The following is a 16,245-nucleotide window of genomic DNA, read 5'->3' on the forward strand; positions in this document are numbered from 1 at the left end:
CATGAAACGAACAAGAATAAAAACACAAAAGACTAGGGTTGGTTGCTAGTTGAATCGATCTGCAAGGTGACTTCATTATATGCGGCATCTTGAATCCAGAACCCGCGGGTGTGCCATATGCCATTCGATCGGGAAACGATCACATACACAACATCGTAGGCGGCTTCAGCGATATCAGTTGGCGAGACAGTTTCAGGTCCGGTGGGATGCGAGTGAAAGATACCGAGAAGGTCCAGCCCTTGGGCTTCGATCCACTCAAAGGCATGGAGCTGCTCGATGGGATCCATCAGGTATCGCACCGGACTTTGTGCCTGATTCGTCACCATCAAAACATTTTCCACACTGGAGCCTCTCCCTGCCAAAAGACCACATGCCTCGTAGGGCAGGTGCGCGTCCACGTGTGCGATCATTTGTTGTATCTGTTCTTGTGTAAGGGAAAGGGTGCGCATGACTTACGAAAAAATTGCGGCGATCCACGCAATTCCTGCCACCAATATTGGTCCCACTACTGCACGGCGCAATGGAATATTCTCGGTCAGGTTGGTGGAGAGCATGGATAGTGCATACAACGGACCGGTGACTGCCAGCCCAAATTGCACCGGCGAGAGCGGCCAGTAATGCAACCCTGCACCGATCTGAGCACAGACCAAGCCAATGCCAACCGCCCAGGGGAAATCCCAACGATCGGTGCCATCCAGGTGCAGAATGCGTAAACTGATCAGCCCGGCAACGATTAGGATGGATGGGGTTACCAGCACCATGCGTGCACCTGAAAATCTCAGAGAGGTGACAAGGATGAGGAATAATGCATAGGCTACCGCGGTCAAACCGGCGCGGGCGAATCCGTAGGCAGGGGCGGATAGGTCCATGGAAATGTATTCGGCGCTGCAAACTGCTGCCAGCAGGATCGCCCCAACCACAAAGCCCCACCACCATGCCGGGCTATCAGACAAGATCGCCAACGGAGTTCCCATTACAAAGGCAGTTAGAGTGGGCAGGAGCAGGTGCTCACGGTTGGAGAGTCGGCTTTCAGCGGAGGGGTGGTCACGGGTGAGCCAATCCATTCCGGCGGCGGTTAGAGCCGCGGCAAAGAGAGTTAGAAACGAACTAAGGGTGAGCGGAAAGGCGTAGTAGAAACCGGGCAGGCTGAGGCTGAGGGTCAGTCCCGGTGATTTAATAAAGTGCGAGAGGGCAAAGGTCAACAAGACAGAAGCGATCAACATCCCCATACGGTCTGTGGAAGGCAGTTGAGAGTGGGTTTCCTGCATGGGCGCATTGTACCAAGAAGAGAGGCTTCGTGCCGGAAGGTTTCTCGTGGGGTGCTGATTAATTTGAATTTTCTTATGTAACGGGCACGAACTTTCGGGCGCGGCGGTATGGTAGAATCAACCAGTTATGGAAGTTTCACGGATCGAAAACCTTCCCCCGCCGCCCGGCATCATTAATTCCATCAAGGCTGGTTTTGACGCTATTGCTTCACATGTCACTGCCATTCTGATGCCGTTGCTTTTAAACCTGCTTTTGTGGCTGGGTCCGCGTTTGCAGATGGACACGTTGTTCAAATCCATTGAAGGTGACATGGTGCGGTTCTGGCAGGCGAGCCAGATCCCCGCGGATGAGATCCAGAATATGCTGGAAATGTACGACCAGATGACGAAGTCGGTCAATTTGTTCGGGGTGGTACGCACGCTGCCGATCGGGATCTCGAGCCTGTTTCTGCCGAGCGACGGAGTTCTTGCCACACCATTGGGGCAACCCGGCATCTGGCAGGTGACCGGTGTGACCTTCCCACTTTCGCTGATCTTGTTGACTCTGGTCGGCTGGATCGGCGGCGCGTTTTACTTCCGCAGCGTGGCTGGGGCTTCTTTGGCGGAGAAGATAACTTCCGTGAGCACGTTTCAGGCAGCCTTGCAAACGGTTTTGATCTCCATTGCCAGCAACATGTTCCTGTTTGCACTCACCATGCCAATCCTGTTGATCATTTTTGTGGCTATGCAGCTCAGCGTTGTGCTGGCAAACCTGGTGGTGCTTTTGATCGCCCTGGGGTCGGTGTGGGTGATCGTCCCGATCTTTTTTTGGGCGCACGGTGTTTTTCTCAACCGCCAGAACGTGTTGACCTCGGCGTTGAGCAGCATCCAGTTGACGCGTTTTACACTCCCAACGAGCAGCCTCTTCGTTATGACGGTTTTCCTGCTCTCGTACGGATTGAACTTTCTGTGGCGTCTGCCTTCGCAGGATTCGTGGATGACTTTGCTGGGTATTTTTGGTCACTCTTTTGTGACTACGGCTTTATTGTCGGCTAGTTTCATTTATTACCACGAGATGACGATCTGGGTGCAGGCTGTATTGGATAGGCTTCGCCCGAATAAAGTGATAAAACAAGCATGATAACGGGGCATTCCCCGAGTATCGCAGGTATTGGAGGATTTTATGGCTGAACAAAAATATGATGTAAGTTCAATTCAAGCGCTGGAAGGCATTGAACACGTTCGCAAACGCCCGGGTATGTATGTGGGCGGTACCGACATCAAGGCGTTGCATCACCTTGTTTATGAAGTGGTGGATAACGCCATCGATGAAGCGTTGGCGGGTTTCTGTACACGCATTGACATTACCATCCATAAAGATAGCAGCGTTAGTGTGCAAGATAACGGACGCGGTATCCCGGTCGGTCCGCATCCTTCCAAAAAAGATGCCAATGGCAAGCCCATGGAAACCGTGGATGTGGTTATGACCGTGATCGGTGCCGGTGGTAAGTTCGGCGGCGGCGGATACAAAGTCTCTGGTGGTTTGCATGGTGTGGGTATCAGTGCCGTGAACGCCCTCTCTGAATGGACGACGACTGAGATCAAGCGCGACGGTAAACTCTGGAAACAGGAATACAAACGCGGTGTCCCGCAGGGCGCGATCAAGCAGATCGGCAAAGTGGATAAGGAAGATACCGGTACCACACAGACCTTTAAGTTTGACAAGGTCATTTTTACCGAAGATATTGATTACCGTTTCGATACGCTCGTGCAGCGCTTCCGCGAAATGTCCTTTGTGACACGCGGCATCACCCTTAAGTTCGTGGATGAACGCGCCGACCGCGAAATGACCTTCTACTTCGAAGGCGGCATTACGTCTTTCGTCCGCTATTTGAATCGCAACCGCGAAAACCTGCACTCTGTTGTGCATGTTGAAAAAGAAGTTGAGAATATCGGCATTGAAGCTGCCATCCAATACACCGATGCCTACACCGAGTCGGTTTACTCGTTTGCAAACACTATCAATACCATTGACGGTGGTACGCACCTGACCGGTCTACGCTCCTCGCTCACTCGTGTGATCAATGATTACGCCCGCAAGAGCGGCTTGCTCAAAGACGCAGACCCGAATTTCTCTGGTGACGATACCCGCGAAGGTCTGACCGCCATCGTGTCGGTCAAGCACCCCGGTCCGCAGTTCGAATCGCAAACCAAGGTCAAGCTGATGAACCCCGAAGTGCAGACGTATGTCGCTCAAGTGGTGGGCGAATCGTTCATGACCTTCCTCGAAGAGAATCCGCAGGCGGCGAAAGCCATCATTGCGAAATGTCTCACCTCTGCTCGTGCGCGCGATGCGGCTCGCAAGGCGCGTGACCTCGTCATCCGCAAGTCTGCGCTCGAGTCGCTGACCTTGCCCGGCAAACTGGCAGACTGCTCCGAACGTGACACTTCCAAGACCGAACTTTACATCGTGGAAGGTGACTCGGCGGGTGGTTCCGCCAAACAAGGACGTGACCGTCACTTCCAGGCGATTCTGCCGTTGCGCGGTAAGATCCTTAATACCGAGCGCGCCCGCCTCGATAAGATCCTCGGCAATAACGAAGTCAAGGCGCTCATCTCGGCCTTGGGAACCGGCATTGGTGATAACTTCAGTCTCGAAGGTCTGCGCTACGGACGCGTTATCATCATGACCGATGCCGACGTGGACGGCAGCCACATCCGTACGCTGTTATTGACCTTCTTCTTCCGCTACATGCCGACCTTGATCGAGGATGGTCATCTTTACATCGCCCAGCCGCCCTTGTATCGTATTGCATACAAGAACACAGTTAAGTATGTGTATAGCGACAAGGAAAAGGACAAAGCCATTAAAGAGATAGGCGACAAAGCCAACCTCCAGCGCTACAAAGGTCTTGGTGAAATGAACCCAGACCAGTTGTGGGACACGACCATGAATCCCACAAACCGCACCTTGCTGCTTGTAACGGTGGACGATGCCGCCGAAGCAGACCGCACCTTCGATATGCTCATGGGTGATGCGGTGGACCCGCGCAAGAAGTTTATCCAGACCCATGCCAAGAGCGTGAGGAATTTGGACATCTAGTTTTAGTTGTCATTGCGAGGAGGGCGACAGCCCGCCAAAGCAACCAAAAAACAGCCCTCGAATTTTCGAGGGCTGTTTTTTGGTTGTGCCTTTTATGAACTAGGCATTCATTTTCGCTACACTACGCATGGCCGCGATCTGGCGCAGATGATCGACTTCGTGGGCGAGCAGGAGCAATATCCATGTTCTATATGTGCAGGTTCCAAAAAATGGATTTGTCTCGGTCTTCTGCGGATCGTGTGCATGACGGGTCGCTTCGATCGCCGCCCGGATCTGGTCGGTCGCTTCGCGCAGGTTTTTGCGTAACGCCTCTGCAGGAATGTTATGCTTTGCGCCTTCGCCGAACCCGCGGGCGGCTTCCACGACATGCGGCATTTGACTGGTGGCAATATCCAACAAGGTGTTGAGATAAAAGCCCTGTGAATAGATCAAGTGCGTGATAGATTCGCTGATGGACCAGAACGGATGCACCTCGGAGGCAAAAGCAACCTGGGTATCACTCAACCCATCCAGTAATTCCTGGGTGCGCTCGCGGGTGTGATGGAAGGTTTCAATGAAATCGTCAAGCGAGTGCTGTTCAGATGCTTTCAGCCAGGTGGTCTGTTTGGTGAACGCCGAAGTAATGAGCGGGTTGAGGATGTCGGAAGATATCATATCTTTTGGACGGCTCGTTCCTTTTTTCTATTACCCGACTTCCAATGAATAAAGCACCGTTTCCATCTCTTGCGGAGTCAGCCCGCCATGGTGCCCAAGGAATTTCATTTCAAACCTGTCTTTTTCATACCACCACACTGACTCATAACGGTACGGCAAAAGGATCAGGTTCCCAGCTCGTTCCGTGAAACGTTCAGAAACAGACGCACCAAAATAGCCTGCCTCGATCAACGTTTCGGTCTTGACCACATCTGCCTTGCCTTCGAGACGTTTTAGGAAAAAGTCCTGCGCTTCGTCGAGCATATCGGGTTTGATATACATGAACATGTCCCTTGCCGACCCAGCCGGGACAATGAGATGTCCGCGTTTGTTGGAGCGGATGAAACGTTCGACCCCCGCGAACTCTCTGTCAGTGTTGAGATAGGTCGTGGTTTGTGGATCCACTTCACACATGCCATGATCCGCGGTCATGAGGAAGAGGATGCGTTTTCCGCTGCCGAAGACTCTATCGAAGTAGTTCTCCATCATCAATAAAAAGGTCTCGATCTCGGCTTCGGTCTGTGGCGAGGCGGGTCCGTATTCGTGGGCGATGGCGTCGATCTTGTCGAAATAAAGGTGGACGAAGGTTGGCTTGGTTTGTTTCTCAAGACGCAGACCAAGGTTGATCAACGCTTCGGAAAGTGTTTTGAACGAGATGATCTCGGAGCCGCGCATGACAACTTTGGAGTAGGAGGAGGGTGTGTAATCGCGGATGCCATAATTAAGCGACTCGACTCCCATGGCGCTTAATGCGGGATAGAACACTCCTTTTGGGTATAGGGCATCTGGTTTGATCTTGTTCCCGAGCGAGTCGCGACCTTTCCCATCTGCGGCATACGAGAACAACAGCGGCGCGATGACGCGATCTACGAGCGGTTCGTAGTAATACCACTCATGCACGCCGCTCTGCCCGACGTTCAGCCCTGTGTGCATGGTGGTCACATGCGCCGCCGTGGTGGAAGGGAATTGTGAGGTTATCTTTTCAACCTTGCCATGTTTTGCAATGCGTTTGATGAAGGACGCTTCTTGAAAACGTTCAAAGAAACGCCAGCCGAAGGCATCTACAAAGAAGAGCACAACTGCATCATATTTTTTGGAAGCAAATGCTTCTTGAATGCGCTGTGGCGTTCCGGCAAAGCCGCCGGAGTCATAACGGGGTTTTATAAAAGATGGGTGCATGGTTTCTTTCTAATAAACAATCAGCATGAAGTTAAACTTCATGCTGATTGTAATCGCTAAAAAAATGTGGGAAGCCGTTTAGGGTGTGTTCCCTCTTCCATTACCTTTGCCATTCCCGCCAGCCCAAAGCGGCTGCCCCGTTTCACTGCGGAAGGTGTAGGTCATTCCAGTTGCATCCATCGTGACTGAGATCGCGCTATTCGTACCCTGGTCACTCATGAACATCAGCACTGTTACGCCTTCGCCGATCTGCGGCGCAAATCCGAGCGACTGACTGTAGCGCATATTGCCCGTGTCCACATACAGAGCTTGGCCATCGTCGGCGGTGATGTTGATTCCCATGCCGTCATAGGAATTGATGACGCCGTGGACGTTGACCGTACCCGCAATATTTGCCTGCGGAACACCGCTTCCTGCCTGACCTTGAGCGGACTGCCCACCCTGACCATTTCCTCCGCTGTTACCTTTTCCATTCGCACCCTGGCTGCCATTGCCGCCCTGGTTACCATTCCCCATTGCACCTGTAACAATGGCTTGATACGCTTCCGCAGTGAGATACTGCGGCTGATAGACCTCGCCCGTTTGCTGGGTCAAGACACCCGCGAAGGCATTCAAGTGACTGTATGAACCTTTCATCAGGTTATTGAAGACCAGTTGCAAGTCTGCATTATCGGTGAGAGCGAGGCGGGTTTGCAGATCCAGAATATCGATCTCTTCGATGGCAGCGCCCACTTTGAGAGCGTCTGCCAGTGACACAGAACCCTGAGCGACGAGCTGATCGTACAACGCTTGCAATGTAGGATCGGTGAATTTACCAGGATCAAGCGCGGGGTCAGCCAGACCGTAACGGTCCAGTAGAAGTTTGATCTGATCCATGTGCTGCTGCTCGCTGGAAGCAATGTTCGAGAAGGTGGGTTGTCCCCAGACGGTAAAGAGCGCATTGTACACATCGCGCGCAAGTTTTTCTTCTTCACGCATATAGAGCAAGGCGGCGGTTTCCTCCGCATTCAGATCCGAAACTGGAATGGTGGTGAGGTCTGTGCCTGTCCCATCGCCGTTGCCGTTTCCATAGCCATTGCTGACCACGACAGAGGCATCAGGGGTTGAAATAGGCGCTGTTGCATTAGATGCAAAAGCCGTATACGCGCTTGCGCCGATGGCGATCACAATGACCGCCGACAGGACGCCAATCAGAATATTTTTGAAGTTATTTAACATGAGGTTCTCCTTGTTTTCAGAGGTTGTTTGTTAGTTTGATTTCATTGCGTTTCGCAACGATGACAGCATGGTAATTTTTCAATGTAAAGAGACCGTAAAGAGCAGTTCAAGATTTTGAAACGATTTTGAGGGATAACTTCTTTACCAAACCTTCACAGATCCTTTTTTCATCCATTAAGTCCACTTGCTAAAAATGAGGCAATCAATTTCAACTGCAACTATCAGGAACCCATCATGGACGAACAAACACCTCAACCCGAACCTTCCATCTTCCAGCGTATGCGCGAAAAACTCGTGCCTGAAGGCATCCCCGAAGATGATCGCGGACGCATCCGCATGGTGGTGGACAGCCTCATCCTCCACATCCACCCATCCAAAGTGGAAGTCTCCACCCTCAAGTGGACATATACCTGGGGCTTGGGCGGACTCTCTGCCCTGCTCATGACCATCCTCGGTCTCACGGGGATTGTTCTGCTCAACAATTACACACCCGCCGCGCCACAAGCGTATTTCGATATTCTTGAGATCAACTCCAACGTCTGGTTTGGCGAGTTGATCCGCAACCTGCACCATTGGAGTGCGAACCTACTCATTGTTGTGGCAGTGCTTCACCTTATCCGCGTCTTTGTAACGGGCGCATATCGTCCGCCGCGCGAGTTGAACTGGCTGATCGGCGTTGCCATGCTTTTGCTGGTGCTCGGCGCAAACTTTACGGGGTATCTGCTCCCTTGGGATCAACTCGCATTTTGGGCGATCACGGTTGGCACAAGCATCATCAGTTATGTCCCGCTCGTCGGCAGTTGGCTCACTCAACTCATCCTCGGCGGACCTGAAGTAGGTGCGAACACCCTGCTTAATTTCTACTCGATGCATATTTCATTTATTCCGCTTGCCATCTTCGGGCTAATGTCCTACCACTTTTGGCGCGTCCGCAAAGATGGCGGTCTGACGCGCCCGAAATCTGCGAATCAAATTGAAGTGGAAAAAGTCGAACGCGTGACCACCATCCCGAATCTTGTGCATAAGGAATTGATCTTCGCCCTCGCATGGACTTCCGCGCTTCTGCTCTTCTCCATGCTTGTTCCAGCTCCATTGGAGGGAATCGCCAACCCAGCCTTATCTCCCAACCCTGCCAAAGCGCCGTGGTACTTCATGGGCTTGCAGGAACTTTTGCTGCACTTCCACCCGCTGGTTGGCGCGATCGTCATTCCAAGTATCGTGGTAATCGGCATCTTCCTCCTCCCATTCTTTGACCTGAACCTCGCAAGTGTAGGCATCTACTTCCGCTCGAATCGCGGACGTGCCCTCACCTTGCTTGCGGCTGGGCTGGCATTGATCGCCACTCCCATTTGGGTACTGCTCGATGAATACGCTCTCAACTGGACGGAATGGCTCCCAACCTGGAACACCCTGCTTTCAAACGGACTGATCCCGCTTGTGGTCATCCTGCTTCCGCTCATTCTCCTCGATGAATGGATGAGCAAAAAATACCAAGCCGATACCGAAGAACGTGTGCTGTTCATAACCACATTCATCTTCACGGCATTCATCGTCCTCACTCTCATCGGCATCTTCTTCCGCGGACCTGGCATGAGCCTTTACCTCCCATGGAATATGCCTGTTGTGGTTCATTAGTTGAATAGTTGGGTAGTTGATTAGTTAAATAGTCGCCATCTACCCATCATTACTGATTACTGGATACTGATATGACTGAAACAATCACCCCAAACAATCTCTCCCGCCGCGACTTTCTCAAAATCGCCTGGGCATTCCTTGGCGGAGTTGCTGCTCTCGAAACAGCGGGCGTTTTCCTTGCCTATCTCCAACCGCGTTTAGCCGAAGGTGAATTCGGCTCCGTCATCACCGCAGGCTTGGTGGATGACTTCCCGCCCAACTCTGTCACCCACATCCCAAACGGACGATTCTATATCGTCCGCATCGGAGATGGCGGCTTTTTGGCTGTCTATCATCGCTGCACCCATCTTGGCTGCACCGTTCCGTGGGACTCCACCGCACAGAAATTCATCTGTCCGTGTCACAACTCTCAGTTTGACCAACAAGGCATCGTAGAGAATCCGCCCGCGCCGCGTCCACTCGACTTGTTTGCGCTCACCATCGAAAATGGCGAAGTCAAAGTGGATACGGGGAATATCACTCAACGCCAAACGTACGAAACCGCGCAGGTAGTTTACCCATAACAGGAGCCGCCATGAATACCAAACATTCCTTTCTCACTGAATCCCTTATCGGCTTGGGCTCTTTGCTGCTCATCGTCTCTGCCCTTGGCTATTACATTCTCAATGAACCTATCCGCATTGTGCAGGCGCAGGATGAAGTGCTTGCACTTCAATTGGATGAAGCCATGACCCTCTACGCCGAAAACTGTGCTGTCTGCCACGGTTTGAGCGGCGAAGGTATGGGCGCAACACCTCCATTAAACAATCCTGCCTTGCTGACCATGCCTTACGAAGACCTCTACAAAACCATTGCGCGTGGACGTTACCAAACTGCAATGCCCGCCTGGGCAATCGAGGACGGCGGGGCGCTCAGCGATTATCAGATCGACGAACTGGTTCTGCTGATCTTGCGCGGCGATTGGGGCACAACAGGAGATCGTGTCGTCAACCTCGGGCTGGCGCCATTAATTCCTTTCACCACCGAAGTAGACCCTGCTTTGCTTGCCGAGGTTGGTAATTTATCCGATGGCGCAACATTACAAACTGCGGTCACACTCTTTGCCGCCAATTGCGTCTCTTGTCACGGAGCCGATGGTCTCGGCACAGGCATTGCCCCCGCATTGAATGATGCTGCTGTCCGTGAAAAGACCGTAGAAGAGATTACCCGTGTCATCACCTTTGGCAACACAGGCACACTCATGGCAGGTTGGAGCAATATCCTTGCTCCAGAAGATATCACTGCGCTTGTGAGTCTCGTCCAACGTTGGGATGAAATTCCGCTCGGAACCATCCCCGCGCCGGATGTTCCCATTCCTGTTACTGAAGAGAGTCTTGCCTTGGGAACTCAACTTTATGCGGCAAACTGCTCACGCTGTCACGGACCTGAGGGACAGGGCACACCGCGCGCGCCATCGCTCAACGTCAAATCGTTTCTCACCGATACGAGCGACCAAGCTATTCAGCAGATCATCACACTGGGCGTTCCCGGCACAGCCATGCCCACCTGGGGTGACCGTATGACGGATTCAGATATTCAAGCCATTGTGGGTTTCATCCGCCAATGGGAGCCGACCGCGCCTGAGGTTGCCACCATTACACGCCCAGGCGGAGGTGGCCCGCCGTGGAAAAATAATAATGCCACAACACCAAGCCTGCTACCCAGTACGAAATCAACGACTACGATTTCCGGGAACAGCAAAGGAGGACAAGTTACCTTGCGGACTCTCCTTGATTGGCGGCTGTTCGTCCTGCTTGGAATCCTTCTGTCCCTTGCTTTTACTTTGATCTACTCAGGCTGGGATGCGCTGCGGCATGTCCCACGAAACGCAAAGTGAATGGCTTGATATATTCCTGATAAAAAAACAGCATGAAGTTTTTCTTCATGCTGTTTTGGGGTACTTACTTCATCAGCCTCGCGGCTTTTCTGCCGATCTCTACCGCGAAATTCGTGCCCCTATCCCACGGATAGACTTGGCTCATCGAGGCGAAGTACAAGCCTTCGATGGGCGTTTGAATGGCAGGGATGTTTTTGGAATGCCCAACCAGAGGCACGGGTTGAGCATAGTTTGTTTTGTGAACCCAAATCTTCTTGACCCAATCACGTTTGAACTCGGGGTTGAATTTTTCGAAGGCGGGAATAAAGCGCTCCAGCAATTGCTCATCGGTCATATCAAAATATTCGTGCCCCAATTCAAGGTAGTCACCGGCATAGACGATATGGTCGCCGCCGAAATTTTCTTTCGAGACAAAGTTGGTGTGTTCCACCAGCGCGAGGAAAGGATAGCCCTGTTCCTTCGGCACGTTGAACCAGTAATAGCCATCCTTTGAAAGCGAATGCTTGAGCGAGAGCGTCATCACCACCGCGCCCATCGACTTCAATTCGAGTAAGCCCTTCAAATAAGATTCGGGCAACTCAGGGCATAGCTTCGCCATCAGATTCGGAGACGTGGTCACAAGGACTTTGTCGAACAGCTCACCGTCCACGCTCAAACGACCCGAGGCTTGATCCTTCTTGATCGACTTGATACTCATCCCAAGCCGAATCTCCACTCCCTTTTCGCGCAGTTTCTCTGCAAATAAGTCAGCGAACTTCTGAAATCCGCCTTCGAAGGTGCCGAGTCGAGTCGTGCGGGCGTGCATACGCGCCCACAGCCAAGCCATGTTGACATCTTTATAGAACGAAGCGAACTTCCCAATGAGAAGCGGCTGCCACATCTGCTCGTAGACTTGTTTGCCCGCGTACTTCAACATCCACTCATGGGCGGTGACTTTCTCAAGGGCTTGCCAGTTTTTGGTGATGCGCAGAAAAAGCCCAACGAAACCAAATCTGATTTTGTTCAGACCAAACCCAAGTCCGGGGAAACGAAGCGCGTTGAGAATCGAGTCGAAGGGATACCACTTCTTGTTGTGATACATCACTGTCAACGGGCGCGGAAAGATGACCTTATCTTCCAGCCCCAGCTCGCGGATGATGCCGAGCATTTCGCTATCCGATTGGAACCAGTGATGATAGAACTTCTCCACCGACCAATTCCAATGCGGCTCTTTGAAGCCGCTTGCCAGCCCGCCTGCATAGCCTGCCGATTCGAAAATGGTAACGTCGTGTCCTGCTTTTTTCAGGTCCCATGCGGCGGACATGCCGCCGTACCCTGCTCCAAGAATTGCGATTTTCAAAAGATATCTCCGTTCTATTTTGTTCTTTGCTGCATTAATTCAGTAAGTGCTTTTAGCTTGCTCCAGCGCTGACGAACGACGTAGATCATGGCGAGTGTTTGCACCCAGCGTAATTCGCAATCAGGCAGGGGAAGTAGTTCTTCAAAGACGCGTACAGCTTCTTCGTCCGTTCTTTTGGTTTGAATGTATTCATCTGCAAGCTTTCTTAGTTCGGCTGTATTGTCTATCGGCGCAGGGTCGTTGACCTCTTCCCGCCCAAGTTTGTGGACGATTGCTCTCACTGCATTTTCCAACTCGTCTGCAGTGAAGGGTTTGATGAGGTAATGTTCAATACCCATGTCCAGCGCGGTCTGTACGGATTTGGGGTCTTTTTCTGCAGAGATGATGATACAGGCTGTGTGCGGATTTTCAGCGACTATCTTTTTGTAGGCTGCCAGCCCGTTGACGCGCGGCATGTTTAGGTCAAGGATGACAATATCCGGTTTGCGTTGTTGAGCCATTTCAATGGCTTGTGTGCCGTCCAACGCAATGGCTACCACTTCCACCTCTTCAACCATCGAGAGCATGAGGCGTGTGCTGCGGCGGGTTTCGTGTGCGTCATCTGCAATGAGCACTTTTTTCTTTTTGAGCTTCGGCTGCATGGTATCCTGCCTTTTCGATAGAGCAATGTTCAATTCTGGCTTAAGTATAACGCCTGTTCATTCCGCCTCTGCCCGCAGAGAATCGCTCCATTTGATGCCCTCACGGGTAAGGTAGTAGGCGCCCAAAAGCGTGATGGGTACCCACAACGCCACATGTAACACGAGGGTGTACCCTGCTGCTGTTGCCTGGTCCACACCATAGGCGGTGAGCACGGCGATGCCGGGCGCATCGAATGTGCCGATATAGCCCGGCGCGGATGGAATGGTGGTGGCAAGGTTGACGATCCCGTTCATCAGCATCAACGCGAAGAACGAGACGGTGAAATCGAAGGCGTGCATCACCAGCCAATATTTGGCGGTTTCCAATAACCAGATGATGACCGAGGTAAAGAAGACCATCAAGACGTTGAAAGGCGAGCGCAGAGAAGCAAGACCTTCCAAAAACTTGTTCATAATGCCATTAATCTTTTCATGCAGGCGTTTGGGAGTCAGGCGTTCGATCATCCACGCGCCGATTCTTGCAGTGGCTTGCGGGAACATGGCTGCCAGCAAGAAAACGAACAAAGCGCCGAGGAAGACCCCGGTTCCGATCACTGCCACTTGTTGGATGTTCCCAACGAAACCCGATGCTCCGGTCAGTTTTGCCAACTCAGACAAGTTCACGAATACGAACGCCAGCATCACCACGCCGTCGAAGATGCGCTCCACGATGATGGTCGCCAACGAAGCCGAAACAGGCACACCTTCTTTGCGTTTCAGAATGACGGCGCGCAGAACTTCACCAGCACGTGCCGGGTAAATGTTATTGCCCATATATCCGATAGTGGTAATGGGGAACATGGTGCTGGTGGGAATCTTCTTAATGGGGCCCAGTAAATAATGCCAGCGCCAGGCTCGTACCCACACCCCAACGAAATACACCAAAATTGCAGGGACGAGCCAGACGTAATTCGCCTTTTGCATGGCGCCCCAGAAATCACCCAGCTTCAAACCCCGCAGGGCGAGCCATAAAAATAGGATGCTGATCAGCACACCGAGCCAGAATTGCCATTTCTTCATTTGCATAGTGGGGCGATTGTACCAAAATGAAAGGTGACAGTCACTTTAAAAGTGACTGTCACCTGACGGCTCGCTTATAATTCCAGCCCTGAAAGGAACGTGCATGAAAAAATATTTCCCCACTATTCGAGACTATTCCCTCATTATCGCATCCAGCTTGCTTCAGGCGGTCAGCTTACGCCTGTTCTTTATTCCTGCCAACCTGGCTTCGGGTGGGGTGAGCGGTATTTCGCAGTTGATCAATCATTTCACCGGCTGGCCCATTGGTTTAATGGTGCTGATTGGAAATGTCCCACTCTTTCTATTAGGCTGGCGTTTTTTGGGCGGATTTAAATTTGCCATGCGCACGGCTGTTGCCATTGTGACGTATTCGCTGTTTACAGACTTGCTGATGAAGATCCCTGCCTTTGTGGAATACACCCAACTGCTCATCAACGACTTGCAAGGCGATATTTTTCTTAACTCGTTATATGGCGCCATCGTCAGCGGTGTAGGGTATGGGTTGGTCTATCGCGCGCGCGGTACCAGCGGCGGCTCGGATATTCTCGCACGTATCCTCAACAACTGGCGCGGGATTCCCATGACCCAAAGTTATCTCATGGTTGATACAGTGGTGATCCTCTCGGCGGGATTTGTCTTTGGTTGGAAGGCAGCCTTGTATGCCATGATCACACTCTACATCAGCGGCTTGGTTGCAGAGACGGTGCTCGAAGGCGGCGGAACCGTCCGCACGGCGATGATCGTGACGGGCAAGCCTGACGATGTGTCGAACCGCATCATGGAAGAAATGGAACGCGGTGTGACCTGGCTCGAAGGTCGTGGCGCCTATACGGGCAACTCGCGCCCCGTTCTATATTGTGTGGTCAGTCGCGCCGAAGTGGCGACCCTCAAAGCCATTGTCCATGAAAGTGACCCCGAATCATTTCTCGTCATTGGTGTGGCACATGAGGCTTGGGGTGAGGGGTTCAAGCCGCTCAAAGGCAGATAATCCCGTCATTGCGAGCCGCGTTCTTTGCGGCGAAGCAATCTTATATTCTTCCTTGAAGATTGCTTCGGGCGAAGAACAAGAGCGCCCTCGCAATGACGAACTCTTACTTCTTCTTCCCATACCCCAATTGCTTCAACATATTCGCATCATTGCGCCAGTCCTTTGAGACCTTCACGCGTAGTTCTAAATAGACGGGGTGCCCGCCCATGTCTTCGATCTCTTTCCTTGCCGCCGAACCGATCGACTTCAGCATCTTGCCGCCTTCGCCGATCACGATCCCTTTTTGCGACTCGCGTTCCACATAGATCGTCGCGGCGATGTATGCCATGCCGTTCTCGCGTTCCTTGAACTCGTCAATGCGCACCGCCATGCCATGCGGAACTTCGTCGCGTAATTTGATGAGACAGGCTTCGCGGATTAAATCTCCCGCAATTTCTTTTTCATACAAGTCCGTGATCTGCTCATCGGGATACTCCGCCTCTCTCTCAGGGACGGCTTGAATCAGCGTTTCGATCAGTTCGCCAACCCCATGCCTGCGCGCCGCAGAGACTTTCACAATGCTGGCATTGTTCACCAACGCGGCATACTCTTTTTCGCGGGCAGATAATTCGTCGGGTTGCACCAGGTCTGTTTTGTTGAGGACCAGCATGCGGGGAGTCCGAGGCGAGACTCCGTGGAGGAGAGTCGAGATATTCTTGTCCTCTTCGGTTGGGGAGGAGGAAACATCCACCAGCCAGAGAATCAGATCCACGCCTGTGAGAGCTTCTTCGGCTTCGGAGTTTAGGAACTCACCGAGTTTGTGTTTGGCATTGTGAATGCCGGGCGTATCGACGAAGATGAGCTGTGCATTCTCGACCGTGAAAATGCCGAGCTGTTTTTTGCGCGTGGTCTGCGGACGGGGCGAAACGGCGGCGATCTTCTGCCCGAGGATCGCATTGATCAGGGTGGACTTGCCCACATTGGGGCGTCCGATGATGGCGATAAAGCCGGAACGATGGGTCATGCTTGTTTGGGACTCCAGTTTGCTATGGCGAGGCTGCTGATGATCAGCACCGCGCCGGTAATGATCTGCCAGGTCAGTGCTTCGTTGAGGAAGATCACACCAAGTGTAACGCCGCCCAGCGGGAAAAGATAGGTAACCATGGTGGTGCGGGTGGGACCAATTTCATGGATGAGATAGAACAACATAATGAACGCCAATCCCGAACCGAGGATACCCATCCACAACAAGGCGACCCAGGTAATGGGCAGAGTGGGAATCTTGATC

At 52.3% G+C, this 16,245-nt stretch carries 16 protein-coding genes; 6 read left to right on the plus strand and 10 right to left on the minus strand.

All coding sequences use genetic code 11. From position 1 onward, the window contains the following. Positions 1–32 precede the first annotated feature (32 nt). The gene (locus IPG80_RS12305; protein WP_345107122.1) at positions 33–449 is read right to left on the minus strand and encodes a M67 family metallopeptidase; all 417 of its coding nucleotides are present in this window, start codon (positions 447–449) and stop codon (positions 33–35) included. A 3-nt stretch (positions 450–452) separates the two neighbouring features. Then, positions 453–1,268 (minus strand): hypothetical protein, encoded by an 816-nt coding sequence (locus IPG80_RS12310; RefSeq protein WP_345107125.1) that lies wholly within the window; start codon positions 1,266–1,268, stop codon positions 453–455. A gap of 127 nt (positions 1,269–1,395) precedes the next feature. Here IPG80_RS12310 and IPG80_RS12315 point away from each other — a divergent pair, with 127 nt between their 5' ends. Continuing rightward, positions 1,396–2,388, plus strand: coding sequence for a hypothetical protein (locus tag IPG80_RS12315; RefSeq protein WP_345107128.1), 993 nt, complete (start codon positions 1,396–1,398; stop codon positions 2,386–2,388). Positions 2,389–2,430: 42 nt separating this feature from the next. Beyond that, positions 2,431–4,350, plus strand: a complete 1,920-nt coding sequence (gyrB, locus tag IPG80_RS12320; protein ID WP_345107131.1) for a DNA topoisomerase (ATP-hydrolyzing) subunit B — start codon at positions 2,431–2,433, stop codon at positions 4,348–4,350. A 99-nt stretch (positions 4,351–4,449) separates the two neighbouring features. On the opposite strand, the gene IPG80_RS12325 is transcribed toward gyrB, so the two are convergent. The 3 genes from IPG80_RS12325 to IPG80_RS12335 all read right to left on the minus strand — a co-directional run bounded on the left by IPG80_RS12325 (position 4,450) and on the right by IPG80_RS12335 (position 7,440). Next, positions 4,450–5,004, minus strand: a complete 555-nt coding sequence (locus tag IPG80_RS12325) for a DinB family protein (protein ID WP_345107134.1) — start codon at positions 5,002–5,004, stop codon at positions 4,450–4,452. A gap of 30 nt (positions 5,005–5,034) precedes the next feature. Next, positions 5,035–6,222 carry an alkaline phosphatase family protein gene (locus tag IPG80_RS12330; protein ID WP_345107137.1) on the minus strand — a complete coding sequence of 396 codons (1,188 nt, stop codon included), beginning with the start codon at positions 6,220–6,222 and terminating at the stop codon, positions 5,035–5,037. Between the two features lie 78 nt (positions 6,223–6,300). After that, entirely contained in the window at positions 6,301–7,440 is a 1,140-nt protein-coding gene (locus IPG80_RS12335; RefSeq protein WP_345107139.1) for a DUF2202 domain-containing protein, read from the minus strand. Between the two features lie 234 nt (positions 7,441–7,674). On the opposite strand from IPG80_RS12335, the gene IPG80_RS12340 reads away from it, so the two are divergent. The 3 genes from IPG80_RS12340 (at position 7,675) to IPG80_RS12350 (ending at position 10,951) form a co-directional block, all read left to right on the plus strand. Next, positions 7,675–9,075 (plus strand): cytochrome b N-terminal domain-containing protein, encoded by a 1,401-nt coding sequence (locus IPG80_RS12340; protein ID WP_345107144.1) that lies wholly within the window; start codon positions 7,675–7,677, stop codon positions 9,073–9,075. 71 nt (positions 9,076–9,146) lie between these two features. After that, positions 9,147–9,638: a Rieske 2Fe-2S domain-containing protein gene (locus tag IPG80_RS12345; RefSeq protein ID WP_345107147.1), complete on the plus strand. Its 492-nt coding sequence runs from the start codon at positions 9,147–9,149 to the stop codon at positions 9,636–9,638. Positions 9,639–9,649: 11 nt separating this feature from the next. After that, positions 9,650–10,951, plus strand: coding sequence for a c-type cytochrome (locus IPG80_RS12350; RefSeq protein ID WP_345107149.1), 1,302 nt, complete (start codon positions 9,650–9,652; stop codon positions 10,949–10,951). A 64-nt stretch (positions 10,952–11,015) separates the two neighbouring features. Here IPG80_RS12350 and IPG80_RS12355 read toward each other — a convergent pair whose 3' ends face one another. The 3 genes from IPG80_RS12355 to IPG80_RS12365 are packed head-to-tail and all read right to left on the minus strand — an operon-like array spanning position 11,016 to position 13,996. Beyond that, positions 11,016–12,290, minus strand: a complete 1,275-nt coding sequence (locus IPG80_RS12355) for an NAD(P)/FAD-dependent oxidoreductase (RefSeq protein WP_345107151.1) — start codon at positions 12,288–12,290, stop codon at positions 11,016–11,018. Between the two features lie 14 nt (positions 12,291–12,304). Beyond that, complete coding sequence (locus tag IPG80_RS12360; RefSeq protein WP_345107154.1) at positions 12,305–12,964, minus strand: response regulator transcription factor; 660 nt, start codon at positions 12,962–12,964, stop codon at positions 12,305–12,307. A gap of 24 nt (positions 12,965–12,988) precedes the next feature. Then, positions 12,989–13,996: a lysylphosphatidylglycerol synthase transmembrane domain-containing protein gene (locus IPG80_RS12365; RefSeq protein ID WP_345107159.1), complete on the minus strand. Its 1,008-nt coding sequence runs from the start codon at positions 13,994–13,996 to the stop codon at positions 12,989–12,991. Between the two features lie 97 nt (positions 13,997–14,093). On the opposite strand from IPG80_RS12365, the gene IPG80_RS12370 reads away from it, so the two are divergent. Continuing rightward, positions 14,094–14,978, plus strand: a complete 885-nt coding sequence (locus IPG80_RS12370) for a YitT family protein (protein WP_345107162.1) — start codon at positions 14,094–14,096, stop codon at positions 14,976–14,978. A gap of 103 nt (positions 14,979–15,081) precedes the next feature. Here IPG80_RS12370 and era read toward each other — a convergent pair whose 3' ends face one another. Both era and IPG80_RS12380 read right to left on the minus strand, forming a co-directional pair. Beyond that, positions 15,082–15,981, minus strand: coding sequence for a GTPase Era (gene era, locus IPG80_RS12375; RefSeq protein WP_345107165.1), 900 nt, complete (start codon positions 15,979–15,981; stop codon positions 15,082–15,084). After that, positions 15,978–16,244 carry a DMT family transporter gene (locus IPG80_RS12380; RefSeq protein WP_345107239.1) on the minus strand — a complete coding sequence of 89 codons (267 nt, stop codon included), beginning with the start codon at positions 16,242–16,244 and terminating at the stop codon, positions 15,978–15,980. Before IPG80_RS12380 ends, era begins: the two co-directional genes overlap by 4 nt. Between the last annotated feature and the right edge of the window lies 1 nt (position 16,245).

This window comes from Candidatus Villigracilis vicinus (assembly GCF_016702885.1).
In the GTDB taxonomy this organism is placed as follows: Bacteria; Chloroflexota; Anaerolineae; order Anaerolineales; family Villigracilaceae; genus Villigracilis; species Villigracilis vicinus.